The organism is Burkholderia sp. MS455, assembly GCF_016899445.1.
GTDB classification, from domain to species: Bacteria; Pseudomonadota; Gammaproteobacteria; order Burkholderiales; family Burkholderiaceae; genus Burkholderia; species Burkholderia pyrrocinia_C.
In genome coordinates, this window is sequence record NZ_CP041778.1 from 341,500 (window position 1) to 365,317 (window position 23,818).

Here is a 23,818-nt window from a genome sequence, read left to right on the forward strand (position 1 = left end):
TCGCTTCAGCAATACACCGAGGACGATTCATGCAAACCCAACTCTTCATCGACGGGCGCTTCGTTGACGCCGTCGACCGCGGCACGATCGACGTGCTGAATCCTCACGACGGCTCCGTCATCACGAAGATCGCCGCGGCCACCGCGGCGGACGTGGACCTGGCCGTCGAAGCGGCGACCCGCGCGTTCCCGAAATGGTCGGCCATGCCGGCAGCCGAACGCGGCCGGCTGCTGCTGCGCCTCGCCGATGCGATCGAGGCCCATGCGGAGGAGCTGGCGCAGCTCGAATCGCTGGACACCGGCCACCCGATTCGCGATTCGCGCGCGCTCGACGTGCCGCGCACGGCGGCGTGCTTCCGCTACTTCGGCGGCATGGCCGACAAGCTGCAGGGTTCGGTGATTCCCGTCGAAACCGGCTTCCTGAACTATGTGCAGCGCGCGCCGATCGGCGTCGTCGGCCAGATCGTGCCGTGGAATTTCCCGCTGATGTTCACGAGCTGGAAGATGGGCCCGGCGCTGGCCGTCGGCAACACGGTGGTGCTCAAGCCGTCCGAAATCACGCCGCTGTCGACGTTGCGCATCGTCGAACTGATGGCCGAGGTCGGGTTCCCCGCTGGCGTCGTCAATATCGTTCCCGGCTACGGGCATACGGCCGGCCAGCGTCTTGCCGAACACCCGGGCGTCGGCAAGATCGCGTTCACGGGTTCGACGGCAACCGGCCGCCGGATCGTCGACGCGTCGCAGGGCAACCTGAAGCGCGTTCAACTGGAGCTGGGCGGCAAGGGCGCCAACATCGTCTTCGACGATGCCGACCTCGACGCGGCCATCAACGGCGCCGCCTGGGCGATCTTTCACAACCAGGGGCAAGCGTGTATCGCGGGTTCGCGTCTCGTGCTGCACGAACGCATCGCGGACGCGTTCCTCGAGCGATTCGTTGCGCTCGCATCGTCGATCCGGATCGGCAACCCGCTGGACGCCGATACCGAGATGGGCCCGCTGACGTCGAAGCAGCACCTCGAGCGCGTGCTGTCGTTCGTCGACGTCGCGCGCGAGCAAGGCGGCCGCGTGCTCGCCGGCGGCAGCGCGCCGCAAGATCCGGCGCTCGCCGGCGGCTACTATGTGCGCCCGACGGTCATCGAAGCGAAGAGCGCGACCGACCGCATCGCGCAGGAGGAAGTGTTCGGCCCGTTCGTCACCGTGCTGCGCTTCGGCAGCGACGACGAAGCGCTTGCCATCGCCAACGCGACGGAATACGGGCTGGGCAGCGGCCTCTGGACCCAGAACCTTTCGCGCGCCCACAAGATGGCGTCGCAGATCAATGCGGGCATGTGCTGGATCAACTGCTACAAGCGGGTCAACCCGGGCAGCCCGTTCGGTGGCGTGGGCAAGTCGGGCTATGGCCGCGAGATGGGCTTCGAGGCCATGCACGACTACACTGAAGCTCGGTCAGTTTGGGTCAATGTCGACGGCAACGTGCCGCCGCACTTCAAGCGCTGAGGCTTTCATGGAACGTTTCGTCTATCAAGGCACGCCTTCCCGCGTGGTGTTCGAATGGGGCGCGCTCGCCAGGCTGCCGGATGAGCTGTCGGCGCTCGGCGCGCAGCGCGCGCTCATCCTGTCCACGCCCGAGCAGCGGCCGCTCGCCGACCGCGTGAAGGCGGTACTGGGCGAGCGTGCGGCCGGCGTGTGCGCACAGGCGGTGATGCACGTTCCAGTCGAAGTCGCGCGTGCCGCGCGCGAGATGGCTGCCGAACTGGGCGCGGACTGTTGCATCGCGATCGGCGGCGGCTCGACGATCGGGCTGGGCAAGGCCATTGCGCTCGAATCGTCGCTGCCGATCCTGGCCGTGCCGACGACTTACGCCGGCTCGGAGATGACGCCGATCTACGGGCTCACCGAAGGCCGGCTGAAGCGCACCGGGCGCGACGCACGCGTGCTGCCGCGTACCGTGCTCTACGACCCGTCGTTGACGTTGTCGCTGCCGCCGGGCATTTCGGCGGCGTCGGGTATCAATGCGATGGCGCACGCCGTCGAGGCGCTCTATGCGGAAGACGCGAACCCGGTGATCAGTTTGATGGCCGAAGAATCGATTCGCGCGCTCGGCGAAGCGTTGCCTGTCGTGGTGCGTGATCCGGAAGACCGGGAGATGCGCAGCCGCGCGTTGTATGGCGCGTGGCTCGCGGGAACCTGCCTGGGCGCGGTCGGCATGGCGTTGCACCACAAGCTTTGTCATACGCTCGGCGGCACCTTCAACCTGCCGCACGCGCAGACGCATGCGGCCATGTTGCCGCATACCGCGCACTACAACCATGCCGCCGCGCCCGACGCGCTGCGCCGCGTCGCGCGAGCGCTGGGCGGGAACGATGCGGCCGAAGCCGGCCCGCTGCTGTTCGGGCTGAATGAGCAGCTCGGCATCGCGCCGGCGCTCGCCGACATCGGGATGCCGCAGGAAGGCCTCGACGAAGCGGCCGACCTCGCATGCCGGAATCCGTATGCGAATCCGCGGCCGATCGAACGCGCGGCGATTCGTGCACTGCTTCAGGACGCGTGGGAAGGGCGCGCGCCGCATTGAACGGCTGGAAGCAAAAAGGGAGGCAGACATGACGAATGACCACCATGACAGCGACACGAGGCTGACCGAGCAGGTCGTCGCCAGCTTCGACGGCACGCCGAACCCGCGCTTGCGCGTGCTGATGCAGAGCCTCGTGCGGCATCTTCATGCGTTCGTGTGCGAGACGGAACTGACGGAAGCCGAGTGGATGGCGGCGATCCGCTTCCTGACCGAGACGGGGCAGATGTGCGACGACGTGGTGCGCCAGGAGTTCATCCTGTTGTCGGACACGCTCGGCGTCTCGATGCTCGTCGATGCGATCAACCATCGCTTCGCAACCGGCGCAACGGAGACGACGGTATTCGGCCCGTTCTACATCAAGGGGATGCCCGAGCGTGCGCATGGCGAGAACATGGCGCTCACGCCGGGCGCACCGGTCGTCGTGCATGGGCGCGTGCTGACCACCGACGGTGTTCCGGTGAAGGACGCCGTGCTCGACGTGTGGCAGACCGCGGAAAACGGCATGTATTCCGGGCAGGACACGGCGCAGCCGCACGGCAACCTGCGCGGCCGCTACCGGACCGATGCCGAAGGCCGTTACGCGATCACGACGATTCTGCCGGTCAGCTATCCCATTCCGACCGACGGCCCGGTCGGGAAGATGCTCGACGCCACCGGCCGCCATCCGTGGCGACCCGCGCATCTGCACTTCATGATCGACGCGCCGGGCTTCCGTACGCTCGTCACGCATCTTTTCGACGAGGATGACCCGTACCTGAAGTCGGATGCCGTCTTCGGCGTGAAGCCGTCGCTGATGGTCGCGTATCGCCCGCGCGCCGCGGATGACGAGCTCGCCCGTCAGTTCGGACTGAACGGCCCCTACCGCGAAGCGACGTACGACTTCGTCCTTGACCGGAGCTGATCGAATGGCTCGATTTTTCGCGGTGTTTGCGACGGACCAGCCCGGTATGCGCGACGTGCGCGACCGCGTGCGGCCCAGTCATCGGAGCTACCTGCGCGCGGCTTCGCAGCACGGCGTGTATGTGCGGCTCGGCGGCCCGACGCTGGACCCGCAGGGGGACGCGATGAACGGAACGCTGCTCGTCGTGGAGGCCGACGACATCCATGCGGTGATGCAGTTCGTCGGAAACGATCCGTACGTGAAGGAGGGGTTGTTCTCGCGCGTGGAAGTGCGTCCGTGGGACTGGAGCCTCGGAAACCCCGAGCAGAGAGTGTGAGCCATGGACGCAACGCAACTGTGCCGCTTTTCCGATGTGCCTGACGGCGGCGCGCGGGTCGTCGACGAAGCTTGCATCGGACGCCCCGTGATCGTCGTGCGACGCGGCGAGCAAGTGTGGGCGTATGTGAATCGGTGCCCGCATTTCTCGGTGCCGCTCGATTTTGTGCCGGGCAATGTTTCCTGCTACCGGTCGCAGGTGTTGATGTGTGCCCATCACAGTGCGCTGTTCCGGTTCGATGACGGTGTCTGTATCGACGGACCGTGTTCTGGCTCGGCGCTGGAAGCCGTGGCTGTCGAGGTGGATTCTGCCGCATGGGTTATCTGGCGAGGCGCTTGATTCGAGTGTTCTGATCGGTGTGGGTGGGGCAATCCATTTTTCATACAGCGATCTTCGAATTTATAAATCAGTAAAGCTAATCATATTGTCGGCGTCGTTATATCTGCCGGGATCAAGGCATTGTTGTGCGAAGTATTGAGCGAGAACCCGCCACGTAGCGGGTGGCAGGCTCGCATTTCCATAAAAAGACGGAGACGTGATGAAACTCGGGTTTGGAGCAGTGGCGATTCTTGCCGTAGCGCAGGGCGCATGGGCGCAGAGCAGCGTGACGATGTTCGGTCTTATCGACAGCGGCATCACGTATGTCAGCAACGAGGGTGGCGGAAAGAACGTCAAATTCGACGACGGGATATTCGCACCCAACCTCTTCGGCCTCCGCGGCACCGAAGACCTCGGCGGCGGATATCGCGCCACGTTCGCGCTCGTGAACCAGTTCTCGATGGCGAACGGCGCGATCATCGGGTCCGGAATTTTCGGGCGTAACGCTTACGTGGGCCTCGAGAGCGACCGGTTCGGCAGCATCACGCTGGGTAATCAGTACGACTTCATGGTGGATTCCCTCTTTTCCAAGGGGAATGCGATTGCGAGGGACATCTCGGGGCTGTACGGTTTCAGGAATGGTCCGTTCCAGCGTCTTGCGCTGCCGGGTAATCCGACCGGTGCGTTCGATTGGGATCGCACGGCAGGCAGCAAGCCGATCGCGAATTCGGTCAAATACAGATCGCCGGCGGTCGCGGGTTTGTCCGGCGGCGTGATGTATGCGTTCGGCGGGATGGCCGGTTCGATCGGCGCGGACAATGCGGTCAGCGCCGGGTTGAACTATGAAGTGGGCGCGTTTGGCGTGGGCGCGGCTTATACGAACGAGAAGTACGGTCCGGCGCCGGGCGTGCCGTCGACCAGCGTGCGCAACTGGGGCATCGGGATGCACTACGACTTTGGTGTCGTTACCGCGAGTGCGCTGGTGACTACCGTGCGGAATTCGTTCAACGATGCCGGAGTGTGGATGGCCGAAGGCGGCGGGGTGTGGCACGTCAGGTCGGACGTCGTGCTGGGTGCGAAATACATGTACATGAAGGGTAATGAAGCGGTGAACAACAACCATGCTCATCAGCTCAGCGTGGCGCTTCAATACTTGTTGTCGAAACGGACGATGGTTTATGTTTCGGCCGACTACCAGCGCGCGAACAGCGGCGCGAATGCGCAGGTCAATGGCGTGCTGGATCCCAATGGGGCTTCAAGTTCGGCGAGCCAGACGGTGGCGCGGGTGGGGTTGCATACGGTGTTTTGATGGGGGGCGGCGGGCGGAACTTGCGTCAAGGTCCGCCCGGCACCGGACTGGTCGCGCGGCGACATGCCGACATGTGCGCCGCCGCTCGCTTCCGGTCGGTTGTTGTCGCCCGGGCAACACGGCAGTGTGCCCGTTGACCTGCTGCCGGGCCGACAATGAGCTTACGATGAGATGAGCCGACCATCGGTGAATTCAAGCAGTGGATGCGTTGCCGATCATTCCACTCTATAGTGCTCGTCGTTGACCGCTCTGCGAGAAAATCAGGAGTTCGCCGTGTTTCACCGGAAATCCAAGTTGGGTCGTTCGAACTTCGTGTGCGTTGTCGCGTTGACGATGATGCTGGCGCCAGTCGCGGCGCATGCAGAGGCGGAGGCTGTCGACGGCACGACGCACATCGCGCCCGCTGTCAATCACGACACGTCACCCGCACGACCGATTGTCGGCGACGACCCGGTTGCAATTCGGGATGCGCTGAAGAAGCAGCACATCAGCACCATCCCACCTTCGTTGAGCAACCGGGTTCGCGGCCTGGTCCCCGGCGCTGCCGGCCGGCATGTCCCGAATCCCGACCTGGCGGCCGTCGATCTGGATCGTGACGTGACGTTCGTGGTGCCGGTGCGGTACGGGCTGAGGTACCAGTCACAGCGGCACCTATTGACGCTGGATGTCGATCTGTTCGACGTAGAGCGAGACGACCGGACGGACATCCTGCTCAGAAAGGTCACGACGGGGCCACGAGGGCGAGGGCTGGTGATTGCACCCGAAGCGAAGGCAAAAGGGTACATCCAGCAGATCGACATCATCGAACTCGAGTCCGGGAAAGGAAAAATGACCACGGTTCGTAGCCGCATGCGGCTTTCGCCCGCCGTGTACGCCCAAACGCATGGCGACTTCGCACTCGTTTTTTCCGGGCGCCTGGTTCGGCCTTACCTGACCGAACAAATCGAGCATGTCGATCCGAGCATTGACGAGCCGACGGACATTACGACCAGAATCTCCAGGTTGCACATGGATATCCATGCCATCTGGCTGGTGAGCCCGTCGAGCGGTGTCGTGCTGTCGAAGAAGCTGCGTCTGTCGAAGTAGCGTTTTTCTTTATGCTGAGGTACATTAATTCTGGTTACGCGCCACCGCTGGTTTCGGTTACGCCCGGAACTCTCTCGGCAAATCAATGACTTGAGTGACCGCCCCGATATCGTCGAATCCGACGGATGTTTGCGTGTCCATCATCAACATCCAAACACTCGCTTTTCCAACAGTTTCGGTTACGTACGTTGCCAGTGGGACCCGCACTGGCGCTTCCCTTACTGATGTGCAGGTGGAACGCTGTGCGCGTCTGATTTCTGAGTTATTGCTTCGGTTTCCGCTTTTGCGTTATCGCAGAGTGACGACTGGGAAGTCCGCTATCACTAACCCTGAAGCAATCTTCATGCGACGCGGCGGACACTCCCGCAAACGCTCGCTTGGCGAGCGCTCAACACGAACCCAGTCGGCTGAGGACAGCAGAAGGCGGACTCCTCGCGGCAGCGTTACGCGGACGCCCGAGCCTCGAGCAACCGTGCTCTCCAAGTCGACGAGCTGCGCGCCAGGGGCACGTGCAGGCAAACATGGACCTAGCGCAGCTGCTCGAGACCGAGCGCAACCCCGAGTGCATCGACGTCTTCGCCGAAGCCCACAACCTCGGCCAACCGGGTAGCCTGCTTGAGCTGTCGAAGACGTTTCCTCAAGGCCGACGACGTGGGCCAACGGCGTCTGTTGCTTCCCTGCCGTCAAACTACTTCAGGTCGCCGCCGCGACGAAATCGACGAGCAGTCGGAAAGAATCGGAAGTCGTCGTATTTCTGACCGTAGATGTAGGGAACGTGTGCCGCGCGGTCGGAGAGAACGTCGAACCACGGAACTGTCCACGAAGACTCGCCCTGCGAATAGTAGGCCTTGCCGACCTTGACCACGGGAATCGTATGGAGGGGGCCATTTCATTCCCATTGAATTTCAGGCTGACGTTACCTTCGCGACGCACCCGATACGCTTCCCGGTTCTTCATGCAGGTGAGCACTACGTCGTCCTGCAAACCAAAGCCGCTCACGTGCAGCGTGGCCTTCAGTTCAAAGTCGAGACCTTCCATCTCAACGGGCCCAAGGTCCGGTCCAAATTCGCCGTCGACTTCGATGAGACGCACCTCATTGCGTTCGCCGTAGCCATGCATCTGATGACCGTCGACGTAGAGTTGCGCGAAACCGGTCTTCTTCGGCTCTCCCCACATCTCGCGTCCAATGGAAACAGGCATGTCGCCGCTGACCTGGATGTAAAGCATCGTCGTGCCTTCATATTGCTTATCCCACATCTACAAGCGGCTGGTGGCGGTGCCTTCGTTGCGGTAAGCTCCGACGCAGGCGTGCGCGGTGCATCCGGCTACGGAAGTTTGATTCTGAACTGCGAGGTACTGGACAGTGCTTTCGATAGAACGACCAGAACTTTATCGAGAGGTCCTTGGCTATCCCGGGGGTATCCATTGTGTACGTGCGCCGGAAGAGGGCACGTTGCGGCTCGTCTTGAAGATGCCGGTGTCTTATCTCCTCCCGGCGAAGATGAATCGAGGATTCAAGATTTACGTCGTCCCTGTTGAACTGAACGGGCAGTCAACGGTAGGGCTGATGAGCGCATTTTTTGACGACGAGGATTGTCCGCTAACGTTATGGCGTCTCTTGACGGATGACGGCCCATCCCTCGACCTTCTGTATCTGTTGAGCAGGCGTGAGATTCTGGTTCACATATTTGATGAGCAGAATCGTGAGCTGTTAGGTTATAGAGCCGAGGTCGATGTTCCTCTGATGGCGCAGATGCGCTTGGAGCACGTGAGATTTACCTCGCTAAGTGACTCAAGCTTCGGTCAGGCACATGAGCAGGCGAACATGTGGTTTGGCCTCAGAACAGTGGCCGACGACGCTGACGCGATTTCCGTGCGATTCGAGGAGCCATTGTTTTCGGAGGACTTGACGATAACCGACACACGCCCACAGATGTACCAGTTTCACGGCGGCCAGGGATACGCAATCACGTCGCTGGAGCGGGAGGAGCCAGGAGCATTTCAGGAGCTTGACATCATTTTGATGCTCCAGCGGGTCTTCAAGCCCGAGCAGATTTATCACGCGCCGAGGCGTCACTACGACAAAGAAGAAATTGCGGACGTCATCGTCATAACCGACGACCTGTGTCTGATTGTGCAGGCGAAGGACTCACCGAATACAGAGAAAACGCTACAGCGCACCTTGAAAAGGAAGAAGCTGATGTCGGTGCATCAGGTAAACGATGCCCTGAAGCAGGTAGTAGGCGCAGTGGGTTACGCGGATGCCACGCGGCCGTTTCGCATGATGGTTGGTGAACGCGAGGTCCGTGTAGACATCAGCAAGCACCATCTTCTGTCGTTGGTTATTGTTCGAGAATTATTCACCGATACCTATGCCGAATACAGCAAGTCTTTGTTTAGTGCGTTCGACGAGACGAAGCTGCCGTGTATCGCGCTCGACTATGCCGAGTTGCATAAATATACGACTTTCTGCCCAAATCAAGGCAGTTTCCTTGGAGCCTATTTTCAGGTCTTCGATGCCGCGCGCGAACTCGGCGAGTTCCCGCGACTGCGCTTCGGCGCTCGTGACGTTCGTGGGTTATGGGAGCAGGGGGAAGGGTATTGATGCGCATTCGGCATGGCAAAGCCGTAGCTGTTGCGTAAAATTATGCTCCGACCGCTAGCTATTGCAATCCGACATGTCGCAGAAATTTGCCAACGAAACATTCAGAAACGCCGAACCGTCGTGGGCGAATGCTTGCGTAGGGGACAACGGCTCGCCTGACATCGTGGATTATGCAGAAGGCTTTGCAAACGCTGCGCAGGTGCTGCTCGAGCAGGTACTGCGCCACCGAGGCCTGAAGTATCCGACAGACACCTTTGTTTACCCTATCTGCTTTAACATGCGCCACGCGATAGAACTGTACATAAAGGCGGCTATCGAATCGTTGCGCCCACTGGTTCATCATGATTATCGCCTGCCGGACATAGATGTCCAGGCATCACACGATATCGGGAAATTATGGCGTTATTTTAAGGAGCACGCAGTCACGCTCGACTCGCGCTATAAGACAGTCATAGAGCCGTTAGACACGGCTATATCGGATTTTGCAAAAGTAGATGCCACGGGGCAAGTTTTTCGCTATCCGTTTGGACGGGAGAATCAAAAACACCTGACGGAGCTTGCGATAATCAACCTTGGAGTTCTCTGGGGAAAATTTCCCGCACTGATTGAGGGATTGAAAGCGTTGAACTACCAAGGAAATTTTCTTGGTGATGAGTATCGACACAGGACTTACACTGCGCGGCTCTCGCGATTCGACCTTGTATGCATCGCCTATCAACTACCTCCGAGAGCCGTATGGGGTACACGGGAGTTCGATGTAGCAAAGGCCGAGATTCGAAAGCGCTTTAATATCAGTTCCAACGAGTTTTCTCGAGCGGTGAAAGTCATCGAGGCGAACATCGAAATGGCTGCCATTATTGAGGCTCCTCGGGCGCTCGCTCATGTGAAGACAACGCAGCTTACTCTCTATTTCGATTCATGGTGCAAATTTATTGACCTTGACGATTTGAAGAAACGACATGCTCCCGCGCCTGACGGGAATGATGCCTTACTCGATGCAGAAGTCGGCAACGACGATTCAGGTTTGCTGGAGGAAATACGTGCGCACGCCGCGTTGCGAGCCGAAATTTGGCCGAGTCTCATGGCTAATATATCTTTAGAAGCGCTCGGTGAAATCAGGGCTTTGTACTACTTCTCAAGGAACAACTCTAGATATACCGAGGAATTTGAAAGAGAGCGAGAGCTATGTACTCGCGACCTCGTGGCCGACGGTGATGCTGGAGAAGCGAGATTGCGGCAATCCGCCTTCTACCTCATGGATAAGCCACTGGCGTTGGAGCACGTACTGAACTCATTGCTATTTTTTGGACATATCGACGTGGCGAATGAGATGCTGCAACGTTATGAACTGTCATCCTACGCGAGCGAAGTGCTCGAGCGTTCTCTTCGACGGTTCAGCTACCGTTATCGTCAAGCCTCTGAGGCAATGAATCGCGACTTAAGACATCCGGCAAACGAATTGTTCGTGCGCTGAGAACAGGTAGCCCGAGTAAAGTCTCCGCCTCTCCCGACCCCGGCCCGCCAGCGACTATAGACTCCGTATCAAACCAGTCACAGACACGCTGGCGCGGGAAAGGCGGCCGGAGCGCGAAAGCGTAAGCGCCCAGAACTTGCACCCGTTTGCCTCAACGCTCGGCCATGCCCCGACGCGCGAGTTTGCCGTCTCACACGTATATCCCCTTGCAGATACTTGATTATGAGCCTTCTTGAGGGCTGCTCCCCCGTTTTCTGGAGACTAGCACACGGCGATTATCATGTCCCGTGTTCAGCACAATTTTGTGACCCAAGTGGTGAAGCGTCTGCACCGTCGTCAAAAATCACCGTTCCAGAAGCCATCGGGTTCAATTTCGGGTTGGAAGTCGGGTGTTCCGAGCGGAATAACTTCGTCTGATTCGGGAGAGCTATAAAAAAGCTGTCGCTCATGGGTGTAGGAAACCGACCGGGTTTTGTAGACGTTCACTTTCCCGTCCGTGAGGGAAACCGGAAGGGCTTGAGGTTCACCAAAATCGTCGACCAGGGTATTCGGGAACAAGACGATGTTGGTTCCGCCGCGTCGTTGTGTCGATTGGAACATGATGCCGTCGAACGGCGGCGTCGCGAGGTGCGAGAGGAACTCGGCCATCGTTTGAGTGATGAGATAGTCCGACTCGCGTCCGGGCGTGACCGGTTGAGCAATCTGCTCATGCAATATGCGTAGAAACTGACGTCGAGCACGCTGTTTGCTGAAGTCTGGCTGGAAAAAACTGAGATTCTGGCTGGAACGAGCATTTTCGAGCCGGGCAGGCAAGGTAGTTCCTCAGCGATTCGCAGTGGTACAACGGTATGTGGTCAACGTGGCATGATACGAGCAGCCAGCGGACCGTGCCCGTAACGAGTCGCTCGCTGACTGTTTTCCGCCGAGTTCGAGTATGCAGATGACTTACGCAGAAGCAATTCGTCCTGTTCGCAACCAGCTGAGGAAATATGCTTACCCCAGCGTTCTAGGCGAACTCTCCCGCTTCATCGGAACCGAATCCACAGCAAAGGATGGGAAGATGCATGCGCCGTGGCTCGCCGAGCGCCTCGCCGTTTGGGTGCTGCGCGACGATGCACGAATGTATGGTCGCATGGCAATCTCGAAGCAAGATTTGCGACGTTGCATCGACAGTTCCTGGGACGTGATGAACCACGCGTTCCCTGGGTTTGGCCCTACGCGTTCATTTCATCTCACGCTTCGCTCTTTGATAATGCCGCAGATTCCGCACCAGCGTGAGCAGGAACTTGGCCCCTTCGCTAGGCAGATTGACCTTGTCAATCAGCTTCAACCAACCTCGCATCTTTATCGCTTGTTTGAGGACACCTTGGGTATGCCGCCGATGGACTTCCTCGGGATGGCCACCCTGTTTCGTCAGCACTCTCTCGAGAACATCTCTAGGGTCGTCGCTGCGGACTATCGCGTGGGCCTGTGGAAAATATTTGGCAAGGAGCCTGTCGAACGGTTCTATCGAACTATGCTTGTCCCGCGAGAAGTAACCGCGCAACAGATGCGTGAAGTCAGTCCGGACGAGTGGTTTCAGCCGAACCTTCTCTATCGTTCGCCTTTCACGGCGTTCAATAAGATGTGGTTTTTCTGGGGACGATGCGGCCTCGACCGCAACTTGGGGTACGCGTTAAGTGACATCGTAGGCCGAAGCGAAAGCAACGGAGTTCGCCAGGCCTTCGAGAAGTTGTTCGAGGCGTATGTCGGTCGCACCTTGGCCCTGACGGGTGTCGAGGTCCTGGGCGAAAACGAGGTTCGCGCACGTTTCCTTGTCGAAGGTCAATGTTGCGACTTCGCAGTTTTGGACGGAGCCGATGTTGTGTTGCTGGAGGTCAAGAATAAAGCGCTCACCCACACGCTTCCGGCTAATGGAACCGCCCGCGACTATGCTTCGAAGCTCAGTGCGACCGTCAGAAAGGCAGATGGGCAGCTCCGAAACGTCGAGGCCTTCGTGCGAAAAGCTCGCCCCGGAGCAACTGTGCACAAAGTTGTCATCACCTACGGTGACCTCTTTGCAGCTGAGACGGACCAACTGTTTACGACGAGCGCGGACCAATTCGCATCGGATAATCCCGTGTACATCCTCAGCGTCGACCACCGAGCTATCGTTGAAAGTGGTGTATGCGGCGTAGGGTTGAGGCAGGAGAAGGCGGTGGCGATTGAAGGAGAATGTTGCTTCTCACGGTAACACTTCCTCAATCGAACTCCACCACCATGGCGAAACTTACGCAGGATACGAGCGGCAGTCAAACAACAGAAGCAGACATCAAGGGTACGCCCGGCCTGGACGATCTGATCCAGCAAGGGGCGCGGCGGATCATCCAGCAGGCAATCGAGGCGGAACTGGCGGCAATGCTCGAACAGTATTCGAATGTGAAGACGATCGATGGCCGGCGCGCTGTCGTGCGCAACGGGTACCTGCCAGAGCGCGAGATCGTCACGGCAGTCGGTCCGGTGCCCGTTCAGGTGCCGAAGGTCCGCGATCGTTCGGGCTCCGGCATCAAGTTCAATTCGACGATCGTGCCGCCCTATGTGCGCAAGTCGCCGCGCGTGTCATCGTCGCTGCCGTGGCTGTACCTGCGAGGAGTCTCAACCGGCGACATGGGCGACGCACTGTCCGAGCTGCTCGGCGAACAGGCTAAAGGGCTGTCAGCGAGCGTCGTGAGCCGCCTGAAGGCCGCCTGGTCAGAAGAGTACGAGAAGTGGAACAAGCGCGACCTGTCCACCTCGCGCTGGGTCTACTGGTGGGCCGACGGCATCCATACGCAAGCCCGCGCAGAGGATTCGGACGGGCAGTGCCTGCTGGTGATCATCGGCGTGAAACCGGACGGCAGCAAGGAGCGCGTGGCGCTCAACGACGGCTATCGCGAATCGAAGGAATCCTGGAAAGAGCTGCTGCTCGATCTGAAGAAACGAGGTCTGCAGGCGCCGCCGCTGCTTGCCGTCGGCGATGGCGCGATGGGGCTGTGGGCGGCGCTTGAAGAGGTGTTCCCGCAGACACGGCACCAGCGCTGCTGGTTTCACAAGATCGGCAACATACTCAACGTCATGCCCAAATCGCAGCACGGCAAGGCCAAGGTTGCGCTCGCCGAGATCTGGAATGCCGCGACAAGAGCCGACGCAATCGCCGCGTTCAACCAGTTCGTCGACACGTACGCGGCCAAGTACCCAAAGGCCGTCGAGAAGCTCACGAAAGACCGCGACGCACTGCTCGCGTTCTACGACTTCCCGGCCGAACACTGGCAGCACGTGCGGACCACGAATCCGATTGAATCGACGTTCGCGACGGTGCGCCACCGCACGAGCCGCACGCGCAACTGTCTGTCGCGCTCGACCTTCCTCGCGATGGCGTTCAAGCTGATCGAAGCGGCCGAGCAGACCTGGAGGAAGATCCGCGGCGTCGACAGGATCGAACCGCTTCTGAAGGGCATTCCCTTCAAGGACGGCACCCCGGTGATGGAAAGCACACCGGCTCCTCAAGCGCTAGCCGCCTGATCATGCCGCCCGACCCGCGTACACCAGTCTTGACGATTGCTCTCGACCACCTTGACCGTCTCATTGAAGCCGTGCGTAGGGGGCAGTGCCGGTTCGCATCCTTCTTCGAAGACTACTCGCGGAGGCGACGCGAGCCCGAAAGGCGCCTTTTGTTGCTTTCGGAGCTCCTGAACGAGAAGCCGTATCTGGGCCCCGAACTGCCAGCGCACCTCTTTGAAATCTACGAGCCGTTTTACGAGAAATTTGCGGAGCGGGCCCAACCGAGGCAACAGGTCGTCGCCCATTGACGGGCAGGTGGGGGGGCGTCGGGTGGCTGAAAGGTCTGGAGGGTGGGCCGCTCAGGCCGACAATGAGGACGCGAACGTCCGCTCAGTGGGGCGTCGCTCCTGTGCAATCTGTGAAATCTGCAAGGCAATCGCAAAAAAGGGCGCCGAAAATAGCTCCGGCGCCCCTTTGACAACAGTTTCAGTTACGCCTTGTCAGGAAAGGCTTAGCGGCACAAAAGGCCCTCGTAACCAAACCTAAATCAAGCGCCCGTAACCGGAATTAATGCAACTTAGCATTTACGAGGCGAGTCGAGCGTGTCATCACTCCACCGTCACCGACTTAGCCAGATTCCGAGGCTTATCAATATCCGTCCCCCGCGCTAGCGCAGCGTGATAGGCGAGAAGCTGCATCGGCACCGTATGCAGAATCGGCGAAAGCGGCCCGTAGTATTCATTGAGCCGAATCACCTCGATCCCGTCGCTCGGCACCAGCCCACAGTCCACATCCGCGAACACAAAAAGCCGCCCGTTCCGCGCACTGACCTCATGCATGTTCGACCGAAGCTTCTCGAGCAGCATGTCATTCGGCGCCACAGCAATCACCGGCATCTCGTTGCTCACCAGCGCAAGCGGCCCATGCTTCAACTCGCCGGCCGGATACGCTTCGGCGTGAATATAAGAAATCTCCTTCATCTTCAACGCGCCCTCGAGCGCGATCGGGTAATGCATCCCGCGCCCGAGAAACAGCATGTTGTCGCGTCGCGCGAGCAGTTCCGACCACGCCATGATCTGCGGCTCCAGCGCGAGCACTTTCGACATCGCGTCGGGCAGATGCCGCAGCGCACGCAGATGTTCCTTCTCTTCTTCATCACTCAACCGCCCGCGCACCTGAGCAAGCGACAACGTCAGCAAGAACAACGCAACGAGCTGCGTCGTAAAAGCCTTCGTCGAAGCCACCCCGATCTCGATCCCCGCCCGCGTCACGAACTGCAGCGCACATTCGCGCATCAACGCACTCGTCGCGACGTTGCAGATCGCGAGCGTATGCATCATCCCGCGCTGCTTCGCGACATGCACCGCGCCGAGCACGTCAGCCGTCTCGCCGCTCTGCGACACCGCGACAACCAGCGTGCGCGGATTCGGCACGCTGTCGCGATAGCGAAACTCACTGGCAATTTCAACGCTCGCCGGCAGTTTCGCGATGCTCTCGATCCAGTACTTCGCGGTCAGCGCCGCGTGATAGCTGCCGCCGCACGCAAGCAGCAGCACCGAGTCGACATCGTTGAACACCCGCCACGCACCGTCGCCGAACAGCTCGGGCATGATCGACGCGACGTCGAGCAGCGTATCAGCCACCGCCTGCGGCTGCTCGAAGATCTCCTTCTGCATGTAGTAGCGGTACGACCCGAGATCGGCCGCGCCGCTATGCGCGGCGACCCGCTGCACCGTGCGCTCGACGCGCTGGCCGGCCGCATCGACGATCCAGTAGCGATGCAGCTGGATATCGGCGACGTCGCCGTTCTCCAGATACGCGATGCGATCGGTGATGCCCGACAGCGCAATCGCGTCGGACGCCAGGAAATTCTCGCCTTCGCCTACGCCGACCACGAGCGGCATCCCGTCGCGCGCGCCGACGATCCGATGCGGCTCGTCGCGGCACATCGCCGCGATCGCGTAGCTGCCGCGCAGTCGCGCGACCGCGCGCCGCACCGCATCGAACAAGTCGCCGTCGTACAGGTGGTCGATCAGGTGCGCGATCGCCTCGCTGTCGGTCTGGCTCGCGAACACGTAGCCCTGCGCCTGCAGTTCCGCACGCAACTGGTCGCAGTTCTCGATGATCCCGTTGTGCGACAGCGCGATGCGCGCGTTGGCGTCGCTCGGCGAGAAGTGCGGATGCGCGTTGAGCGTGACGGGTGCGCCATGCGTGGCCCAGCGCGTATGCGCGATGCCGGTGTAACCCGACAGCGCATGCTCGGCGATCTCGCGCTGCAGGTTGGCCACGCGATCGACGCTGCGGGCACGTGCCAGCGCACGGTCGCGGTAGACCACGACGCCGCACGAATCGTAGCCGCGGTATTCGAGCCGCTTCAGGCCGTCGACAAGGTTCGGCAGGATGTCCCGCTGGGCGACCGCCCCGACAATTCCACACATATCGCGCTCCGTAAATGTCCTGTCTGGATCAGTGAGAGCGATGGTAGAGGCGGTTGAATGGAATTAAATTTCAAAATATCGACATAAATGAAACGACGCGTAGATCGTCTATCATGCTGAAATTAAATTTCACGCCCTGACCGGAAGGAGCCGCCGATGGCCGGCATCACCCTCGACGATCTCGACCTGCGCATCCTCGCGATCCTGCAGGACGACGCGTCGGTGTCGAACCTGCAACTGGCCGAGCGCGCGCTGTCGTCGCCGCCGACCTGCATGCGTCGCGTGCGCCGGCTGACGGAAGCCGGCGTGATCCGCCGGCAGGTCGCGGTGCTCGATCCGGTCGCGATCGGCACGGCCGTCACGGCGCTGATCGAGATCAGCCTCGACCGGCAGACGGCCGAAGACTACGACGCGTTCGAAGCGTACGTCTGCGCGGAGCCGGCCGTCACGCAGTGCTACCGCGTGTCGCCGGGCCCCGATTTCGTCGTGGTGGCCGATCTTGCCGACGTCGCCGAATACGACGAATTCGCGCGGCGGCTGTTCACCGGCGCATCGAACGTCCGCAACGTGCGGACGTTCTTCTCGACGCATCGCGCGAAATTCGAGGCGAACGCGCGGGTCGCGCATGCGATGCGCAAGCGCGCGTGATCGCGTCGTGTCAGGCGGCGGCCGCGTCCGCCAGTTGCAGCGGCTTGCCATACCCGAAGCAATGCGCCGGTTCGGGAAACACGCGCTGCCGCACGTCGTGCGCGTACTGGCGGATCGCGTCGCGCATCACCGTATTCGCATCGGCGTAACGTTTCACGAAGCGCGGCGTGTATGCATCGAACGCACCGATCATGTCCTCGGTCACGAGCACTTGTCCGTCGCACGCGGGCGATGCGCCGATGCCGATCGTCGGGATCGTCAGCGTTTCAGTCAGATGGCGCGCGAGCGCTTCGGCGGTGCCTTCGATGACGACGCTGAACGCGCCGGCCCGCTCGGCCGCGCATGCGGCGTCGAACACTTGCGCGGCCGAACGCGGGTCCATGCCCTGCGCGCGGAAGCCGCCGGTCGCGTTGGCCTGCTGCGGCATCAGGCCGACATGCGCCATCACCGGTATGCCGCGCTCGGTCAGGAAGCGGATGGTGTCGGCCATCTCGCTGCCGCCTTCGAGCTTCACGGCCTGCGCGCCGGTTTCGGCGAGCAGCCGCGCGGCGGAGCGATAGGCCTGCGCGGGCGATTCCTGGTACGTCGAGAACGGCAGGTCGACGACGACGCACGCTTGCGCGGCGCCGCGCACGACGGCCGCACCGTGTGCAATCATCATGTCGAGCGTGACGCGCAGCGTATCGTGCATCCCGTACAACACCATGCCGACGGAATCGCCGACGATGATCACGTCGGCCACGTCGTCGACGAGCTTCGCCATCGGCGCGGAATACGCGGTCAGCGACACGAGGCTGCCGATGCCTTTGGTCGAACGGATCGCGGTGACGGTCTTGCGGGTGGTGCGGGTATGAGCGCTCATGTTCGGAAGCCGTGTGAAAGAAGAGCCGCCACGGTAGCATCGCGCTCGTTCGTGCAATGACCTTCGGAGGACGTCTTATGTTGCTGGCAGGACAATCGGGTGACCCTTACGCGGCGCCGCCGATGGCGCGCCTGCCGAGGCCGCTGTACGTGCGTGCGTTCGGGATTCCCGGCAACGTGAGCGTCGACGCGCACAGTCATCCGTGGGCCCAGCTGATGTATGCGACGAGCGGCGTGCTCGAGGTGTCGACGCCGTCGGGCCGGCTGCTGCTGCCGCCGCACTACGCGATGTGGATTCCGCCGCACGTGCCGCATGCGGTGTCGACGCGCGATTGCGTCGCGTTCCACAGCCTGTATCTCGACGAAGCGATCGCGCGCAGCGATGCGAACGACGATTGCACGATCCTCTGCATGACGCCGCTGCTGCGCGAGCTGGTGATTGCCACGGCCGAATTGCCGGTGAACTACGACGAAGCGGGGCCGGACGGCGCGCTCGTCTGCCTGATCGCCGACCGGATCGCGCGGATGCGGCCGGCGCCGCTGACGGTGCCGCTGCCGCGCGATCCGCGCCTGCTGAAAATCGCGCGCGCGTTGCATGCGCATCCGGGCGATACGCGCAGTCTCGACGAATGGGGCCATCAGGTCGGCGCGACGCGGCGCACGCTGTCGCGGCTGTTCCGGCAGGACACGGGGCTGTCGTTCACCGAATGGCGGCAGGCCGTACGGCTGCTCGCGTCGCTGCCGCTGCTCGACGCCGGCGAGCCGATCGGCGCGGTGGCCGCGCAACTGGGCTACGACTCGACGTCGTCGTTCATCGCGCTGTTCCAGGCGAAATTCCGCATGACGCCCGGTGCGTATGCGAAGCGTGAAGCGCGCCGGCCTGTATTGAACGCGTGATGCGGCCACGCGTGCCGCGTGCCGTCACTCAGAACGCGAGCGCTGTCTGCACCGGATGATGTGCGCCACGCTCGAACCCGGCACCTTCTAGCGACAGCAGCGCGCGCTTGCGGTCGATGCCGCCCGCATAACCGGTCAGGCTGCCCGACGCGCCGACCACGCGATGGCACGGCACCATGATCGACACCGGGTTCCGGCCGACCGCACCGCCCACGGCGCGCGCGGCGCTCATCGGCAACCCGACGCGTTCGGTGATGTCGCCGTACGACACGAGCTCGCCGAACGGAATCGCGAGCAGTTCCTTCCATACACGCCGTTGAAACGTCGTGCCGCGCAGGTGGATCGGCACCGAGAACGTCTCGCGCATGCCGGTGAAGTATTCCGCGATTTCTTCCGCGACCTTGCGCGCGATCGGCGAAGTGACGAGCGCGTTTGCTTCCTGCGCGATCGAAAGCGACGGGAAGTATTTCTGGCCGACGAAGAACAGGCCCGTCAGCGCATCGTCCTCGATGCGCACGGCGATGTCGCCGAGCGGGCTCGGAATCAGGTGAGCGGGAGTCATCGCAATACGTCTCCTTGAAGGCGCCACACATGCAATGCGGCATACGCGCGCCACGGCGCCCAGCGCGAGGCATGCGGCGCAGATGATGGCATGCGCGAGCGTTCGATGTGTTCGATGTGTTCGATGTGTTCGCCGCGGGCGGGAAGCAACGCATCGTCGGCCGGGAATGCATTCGGCCAGGCCATCGCACGCATCGCGACGTACTGCACCGCGCGCTCGTCGAAGCCGGGCATCGCGCGCAGCGCGGCGAGCGTCGCGTCGAGCGGCGCCATCGGTTCGAGTGCGAGCATGCCGTCGGTGACAGCGCGTGCGAGCGACAGGATCGCCCGTGCCGTTTCGCGCGTAATGCCGAGTTCTTCAAGCGCCGCCGGCGGCAGGGCGGCCAGCGTAACCGCGGAAGGCGGCGCGTGCGTCAGCCCCGGCGGCGCGCCTTCTACCTTAGTGCCGAAGCGTTCGGCGATGCGCGCGAGCACCGCACCCGCATGCGCGGCCGCGAGCCGTTCGCCCGCGATCGCGCGAAGTGCGATTTCGGGGCCGTCGAACGCGCCGGGCACGCGCAAGCCGGGCGAGCCGCTCGCGAGTGCGCCGAGATGCGCGTCGATCACGTCGGGGCGGCTGTCGAGATCGAACAGCCGCCGCACGCGCGCGAGCACGGCCGGCACGACCGGCGTCAGCGCGGGCGACACGGTGACGGCCAGCGCGAAGCGCTGCGGCACGTGCGCGACGGATAACCACCCGGTTAGGCGGCCACCATCGTTGCGATTCGGCAATTCGACGACGCGCGCATAGCCTTGCGCGTCGATCCGCTCGACGCCGTCGATCTGCCGCTGCGCGAGAAAGCGCATCAGGTCGGCCCACGCGAACGGCGGCCGGTATGGCAGCGGGAACGTCATGTCGCCATCGGCGGACGCGCCGGCACCTTTGCGAAGCCGTAGCGGATTGAGGCCGTAGCGCTGCCGGAACAGGTCGTTGAAGCGCCGCACGCTGCCGAACCCGGCCGTCGATGCGACGACGGCCACCGGCAGCGCGGTGTCGGTCAGCAGCCGCTTGGCCATCAGCAGCCGGTGCGTCTGCGCGAACTCGACCGGCGATACGCCGAACTGCGCGGCGAAGATCCGGCGCAGATGGCGTTCGGTCACGCCGACGCGCCGCGCGAGCGCGTCGACGGAATGCTCGTTCAGGAAACCGTCCTCGATCAGCGTGGCGGCCGCGTCAGCGAGATTGCCTGAGAGGTCGAGCAAGCCGTGGCCGGGCGCGAGTTCGGGGCGGCAGCGCATGCACGGCCGGAAGCCGGCTTTCTCGGCGGCCGCGGCGGTCGGGTAATAGCTGCAGTTCTGCGCTTTCGGCGGCTTCACCGGGCAGACGGGGCGGCAATACACGCCCGTCGTCGCGACGCCGACGAAGAACCAGCCGTCGAAGCGGCGGTTCCGCGAAAGCAGGGCGTCGTAGCAGGTGTCGGGATCGAGGCGCATGAAACGACTGTAAACCATCCCCGTCATCGATTCTGGCCGGAATCGGACATGTGTATCGGCGTCCGTGCCCCGATTCGCGCGCTGGAAAATCCGGGAAAAACGGTTAATACCACTCTTCGAAACAGTCGTCTCTTTTACCGCGACCAATTTGAGATGACTCATCGAAATCCCCGACTGACAGCGTGCCGGCCGACGCCCTATGCTTTGAAAAACGTTTTCCAGAAGGATTGGCGATCGGCCGTGCGCGACAGCGCGCCATGGCCGTCCGCCCCGGCGCCGGTCGCCGGTCAACGAATATCGTGCGGCGCGACGGGCGCGGCCGCGCATCGGAGACATTCATGCAATCTGCCGTCGTCGGCACGGTGCGCGCCGTCGCCAGCCGCTACCGCTGGACCGTCTGTGCGCTGCTGTTTTTCGCGACCGTCATCAACTACATGGATCGGCAGATCCTCGGCCTGCTCGCGCCGATGCTCCAGCACGACATCGGCTGGAGCCAGGTGCAGTACGGCCGCATCGTGATGGCGTTTTCCGCGTTCTATGCGCTCGGGCTGCTCGGCTTCGGGCGCATCGTCGACTGGCTCGGGACGCGCGTGTCGTATGCGGTGGCGATGCTGGTATGGAGCATCGCCGCGATGCTCCATGCGGCGGTCGGCTCGGTGACGGGCTTCGCGTTCGTGCGTGCGCTGCTCGGGATCGGCGAGGGCGGCAACTTCCCGGCCGCGATCAAGACGACGGCCGAATGGTTTCCGCGCCGCGAACGCGCGCTCGCCACCGGCATCTTCAACTCGGGAGCGAACATCGGCGCGGTGTTCGCGCCGGCGATCATCCCGGCGATCGCGGTGGCCTACGGCTGGCGCGCGGCGTTCGTGATCATCGGTGCAATCGGCATCATCTGGCTCGCGGTGTGGCTCGTGCTCTATCGGCAGGCCGACACGCGCGCGCTCGCCGCGGAATACGACGAACCGCGCGACGAAGCCGAAGCGCTGGACGCGGCGAACGCGAACGCCGGTGCGCCGCGCTGGGGCGAGCTGATCCGCAAACGCGAGACGTGGGCGTTCCTGGTCGGCAAGTTCCTGACCGACCCGGTGTGGTGGTTCTACCTGTTCTGGCTGCCGAAGTGGCTCAACGAGTCGCGCGGGATGGACATGCAGCACATCGGCCTGCCGCTCGTCTGCATCTACGCACTGACGACGGTCGGCAGCATCGGCGGCGGCTGGCTGTCGTCGATGCTGCTGCGCGCGGGCTGGAGCGTGAACCGCGCGCGCAAGACGGCGATGCTGATCTGCGCGTGCTGCGTGCTGCCGATCGCGTTCGTGTCGCAGGTGCAGAGCCTGTGGATCGCGGTGCTGATCGTCGGCCTCGCCGCCGCCGCGCACCAGGGCTGGTCGGCGAACCTGTTCACGACGGCGTCCGACCTGTTCCCGCGCCGCGCGGTCGCGTCGGTGGTCGGCATCGGCGGGATGGCCGGTTCGATCGGCGGCGTGCTGTTCTCGGAAGTGATCGGCCAGGTGCTGCAACGCACGGGCCACTACTGGGTGCTGTTCGCGATCGGCGCGCTCGCGTACCTGCTCGCGCTGGCGATCATGCACGTGCTCACGCCGAAGATGAAGCCCGCGAAACTCGACGCTTGATCGTAGTTCGGAAAACGAACGCGCCGCCATGGGCGGCGCGTTTTCGTTTTGAGGCGCTCGGCAGGCGACTCAACCGGCTGCTGCCGTCGACGCACGCATGATCAGCCGCGGCTCGAACGTCGAATAACTCGCATCGGTGCGCCCCGCGAGCGCGTCGATCAGCTTCTGCATCGCGAGCTCGCCCATGTTCTCGCTCTGGATGTCGACGGTGGTCAGCGCGGGCGCCGCGTATTCGCCGTACGGCACGTTGTCGATGCCCGCGACCGACACGTCCTGCGGCAGCCGGAAGCCGAGCGACGCGGCTTCCTTCATGAAGCCGAGCGCGATCAGGTCGTTGTAGCAGATCACGGCCTGCGGGCGCTGCGGCCCGAGCATCACGCGCGAGCACGCGCGTTCGCCGGCTTCGGCCGTCGGTGCGTGCGCGTCGTGCACGTCGAGCGTGAGCCCCGCTTCGGCGAGGCAGTCGCGCGCGCCCTGGATCCGTTCGTCGTTCACGCGTGCGGTGCCGAAGCCGAGATACGCGATGCGCGTGTGCCCGAGATTGAGCAGGTGGCGCGCGAGCATGTAGGTCGACAGCCGGTTGTCGATGCCGACGCTCGGAATCGGCAGGCCGGGGCTGCGGCGCAGCAGCACGAGCGGCTTGTTGAGATCGAGCATCCAGCCGGCCTCGTCGTCGGGCATCCGCGTGCTGACGATCAGCCCGTCGACGCGCTGCGCGAGCGCCTCGATCAGCGAGCGTTCGCGTGCCTGGTTCTCCTCGGTATCGACGAGCAGCAGCGTGTAGTCGTGCTGCAGCGCGATCCGGTTCGCGCCCTTGACCACGTTCGTGAAGTGCGGATTGCTGATGTCGAGGATCACGAGGCCGATCGTGCGCGTGCGCCCGGTGATCATCGAACGCGCGAGCGGGTTCGAACGGTAGCCGAGCCGGTCGATCGCCTCCTTGAGCCGCGCTTCGACCGCCGGCGAGAAGCGCTGCGTGCCGTTCACGTATTTCGATACCGTCGCGACCGACACGCCGGCTTCCGCGGCCACGTCGCGGATCGTCGGGGAAACTTTTTTCATCGGAAGGGTAACGTTTTCGTTCGATAACGCCGGATTGTGGCAGAAAAAGCCCGCGCGCGGCCACGGGGCGATATCGGGAAAGTGCGGATGGCTGCGAGCAGGTTCGACCATTGACGTTCGGTTGCGGTCCCGCGTATAGTTGGAAAAC

General features: G+C 62.5%; 21 protein-coding genes. 14 read left to right on the forward strand and 7 right to left on the reverse strand.

From position 1 onward, the window contains the following. The first annotated feature begins 29 nt into the window (after positions 1 to 29). From FPJ27_RS05990 to FPJ27_RS06020, 7 genes are all read left to right on the forward strand, one after another. Positions 30 to 1,496: an aldehyde dehydrogenase family protein gene (locus FPJ27_RS05990; RefSeq protein ID WP_204422321.1), complete on the forward strand. Its 1,467-nt coding sequence runs from the start codon at positions 30 to 32 to the stop codon at positions 1,494 to 1,496. Between the two features lie 7 nt (positions 1,497 to 1,503). Further along, the gene (locus FPJ27_RS05995; protein WP_072438382.1) at positions 1,504 to 2,571 is read left to right on the forward strand and encodes a maleylacetate reductase; all 1,068 of its coding nucleotides are present in this window, start codon (positions 1,504 to 1,506) and stop codon (positions 2,569 to 2,571) included. A gap of 28 nt (positions 2,572 to 2,599) precedes the next feature. After that, positions 2,600 to 3,472, forward strand: a complete 873-nt coding sequence (locus FPJ27_RS06000; protein WP_072438383.1) for an intradiol ring-cleavage dioxygenase — start codon at positions 2,600 to 2,602, stop codon at positions 3,470 to 3,472. A 4-nt stretch (positions 3,473 to 3,476) separates the two neighbouring features. Then, complete coding sequence (locus FPJ27_RS06005) at positions 3,477 to 3,788, forward strand: YciI family protein (RefSeq protein WP_072438385.1); 312 nt, start codon at positions 3,477 to 3,479, stop codon at positions 3,786 to 3,788. A 3-nt stretch (positions 3,789 to 3,791) separates the two neighbouring features. Next, complete coding sequence (locus FPJ27_RS06010) at positions 3,792 to 4,127, forward strand: Rieske 2Fe-2S domain-containing protein (RefSeq protein ID WP_072438387.1); 336 nt, start codon at positions 3,792 to 3,794, stop codon at positions 4,125 to 4,127. A gap of 199 nt (positions 4,128 to 4,326) precedes the next feature. After that, complete coding sequence (locus FPJ27_RS06015) at positions 4,327 to 5,415, forward strand: porin (RefSeq protein ID WP_072438389.1); 1,089 nt, start codon at positions 4,327 to 4,329, stop codon at positions 5,413 to 5,415. A gap of 273 nt (positions 5,416 to 5,688) precedes the next feature. Beyond that, positions 5,689 to 6,501 carry a hypothetical protein gene (locus tag FPJ27_RS06020; protein WP_072438537.1) on the forward strand — a complete coding sequence of 271 codons (813 nt, stop codon included), beginning with the start codon at positions 5,689 to 5,691 and terminating at the stop codon, positions 6,499 to 6,501. Between the two features lie 693 nt (positions 6,502 to 7,194). Here FPJ27_RS06020 and FPJ27_RS06025 read toward each other — a convergent pair. Further along, complete coding sequence (locus tag FPJ27_RS06025; protein ID WP_204422322.1) at positions 7,195 to 7,758, reverse strand: acetoacetate decarboxylase family protein; 564 nt, start codon at positions 7,756 to 7,758, stop codon at positions 7,195 to 7,197. Between the two features lie 220 nt (positions 7,759 to 7,978). On the opposite strand from FPJ27_RS06025, the gene FPJ27_RS06030 reads away from it, so the two are divergent. Further along, the gene (locus FPJ27_RS06030; RefSeq protein WP_204422323.1) at positions 7,979 to 9,106 is read left to right on the forward strand and encodes a hypothetical protein; all 1,128 of its coding nucleotides are present in this window, start codon (positions 7,979 to 7,981) and stop codon (positions 9,104 to 9,106) included. A gap of 73 nt (positions 9,107 to 9,179) precedes the next feature. Next, complete coding sequence (locus tag FPJ27_RS06035) at positions 9,180 to 10,580, forward strand: hypothetical protein (RefSeq protein WP_204422324.1); 1,401 nt, start codon at positions 9,180 to 9,182, stop codon at positions 10,578 to 10,580. A gap of 336 nt (positions 10,581 to 10,916) precedes the next feature. Here FPJ27_RS06035 and FPJ27_RS06040 read toward each other — a convergent pair whose 3' ends face one another. Then, positions 10,917 to 11,393: an RES family NAD+ phosphorylase gene (locus tag FPJ27_RS06040; protein ID WP_204422325.1), complete on the reverse strand. Its 477-nt coding sequence runs from the start codon at positions 11,391 to 11,393 to the stop codon at positions 10,917 to 10,919. 127 nt (positions 11,394 to 11,520) lie between these two features. Between FPJ27_RS06040 and FPJ27_RS06045 the strand changes: the two genes are divergently transcribed. Both FPJ27_RS06045 and FPJ27_RS06050 read left to right on the forward strand, forming a co-directional pair. Further along, on the forward strand, positions 11,521 to 12,813 hold the full coding sequence (locus tag FPJ27_RS06045) for a hypothetical protein (protein WP_204422326.1): 1,293 nt from the start codon (positions 11,521 to 11,523) through the stop codon (positions 12,811 to 12,813). Further along, positions 12,795 to 14,120 (forward strand): IS256 family transposase, encoded by a 1,326-nt coding sequence (locus FPJ27_RS06050; protein WP_239483157.1) that lies wholly within the window; start codon positions 12,795 to 12,797, stop codon positions 14,118 to 14,120. The genes FPJ27_RS06045 and FPJ27_RS06050 overlap by 19 nt, the downstream gene beginning before the upstream one ends. A 587-nt stretch (positions 14,121 to 14,707) precedes the next feature. On the opposite strand, the gene glmS is transcribed toward FPJ27_RS06050, so the two are convergent. Continuing rightward, positions 14,708 to 16,537 carry a glutamine--fructose-6-phosphate transaminase (isomerizing) gene (gene glmS / locus FPJ27_RS06055; protein ID WP_204422327.1) on the reverse strand — a complete coding sequence of 610 codons (1,830 nt, stop codon included), beginning with the start codon at positions 16,535 to 16,537 and terminating at the stop codon, positions 14,708 to 14,710. A 156-nt stretch (positions 16,538 to 16,693) separates the two neighbouring features. Between glmS and FPJ27_RS06060 the strand changes: the two genes are divergently transcribed. Beyond that, positions 16,694 to 17,185, forward strand: a complete 492-nt coding sequence (locus FPJ27_RS06060; RefSeq protein ID WP_034181959.1) for an Lrp/AsnC family transcriptional regulator — start codon at positions 16,694 to 16,696, stop codon at positions 17,183 to 17,185. A gap of 10 nt (positions 17,186 to 17,195) precedes the next feature. On the opposite strand, the gene panB is transcribed toward FPJ27_RS06060, so the two are convergent. Beyond that, positions 17,196 to 18,047, reverse strand: coding sequence for a 3-methyl-2-oxobutanoate hydroxymethyltransferase (gene panB, locus FPJ27_RS06065; RefSeq protein ID WP_204422328.1), 852 nt, complete (start codon positions 18,045 to 18,047; stop codon positions 17,196 to 17,198). A gap of 77 nt (positions 18,048 to 18,124) precedes the next feature. Here panB and FPJ27_RS06070 point away from each other — a divergent pair, with 77 nt between their 5' ends. Continuing rightward, entirely contained in the window at positions 18,125 to 18,943 is an 819-nt protein-coding gene (locus FPJ27_RS06070) for a helix-turn-helix transcriptional regulator (RefSeq protein WP_204422329.1), read from the forward strand. Between the two features lie 28 nt (positions 18,944 to 18,971). Here FPJ27_RS06070 and FPJ27_RS06075 read toward each other — a convergent pair whose 3' ends face one another. Then, positions 18,972 to 19,505, reverse strand: a complete 534-nt coding sequence (locus tag FPJ27_RS06075) for a methylated-DNA--[protein]-cysteine S-methyltransferase (RefSeq protein WP_072438421.1) — start codon at positions 19,503 to 19,505, stop codon at positions 18,972 to 18,974. Further along, positions 19,502 to 20,995, reverse strand: a complete 1,494-nt coding sequence (locus FPJ27_RS06080) for a DNA-3-methyladenine glycosylase 2 family protein (protein WP_204422330.1) — start codon at positions 20,993 to 20,995, stop codon at positions 19,502 to 19,504. The genes FPJ27_RS06075 and FPJ27_RS06080 overlap by 4 nt, the downstream gene beginning before the upstream one ends. Before the next feature lie 320 nt (positions 20,996 to 21,315). On the opposite strand from FPJ27_RS06080, the gene FPJ27_RS06085 reads away from it, so the two are divergent. Further along, complete coding sequence (locus FPJ27_RS06085) at positions 21,316 to 22,608, forward strand: MFS transporter (RefSeq protein ID WP_204422331.1); 1,293 nt, start codon at positions 21,316 to 21,318, stop codon at positions 22,606 to 22,608. Between the two features lie 69 nt (positions 22,609 to 22,677). On the opposite strand, the gene FPJ27_RS06090 is transcribed toward FPJ27_RS06085, so the two are convergent. Beyond that, on the reverse strand, positions 22,678 to 23,781 hold the full coding sequence (locus tag FPJ27_RS06090) for a LacI family DNA-binding transcriptional regulator (RefSeq protein ID WP_204422332.1): 1,104 nt from the start codon (positions 23,779 to 23,781) through the stop codon (positions 22,678 to 22,680). Positions 23,782 to 23,818: the final 37 nt, after the last annotated feature.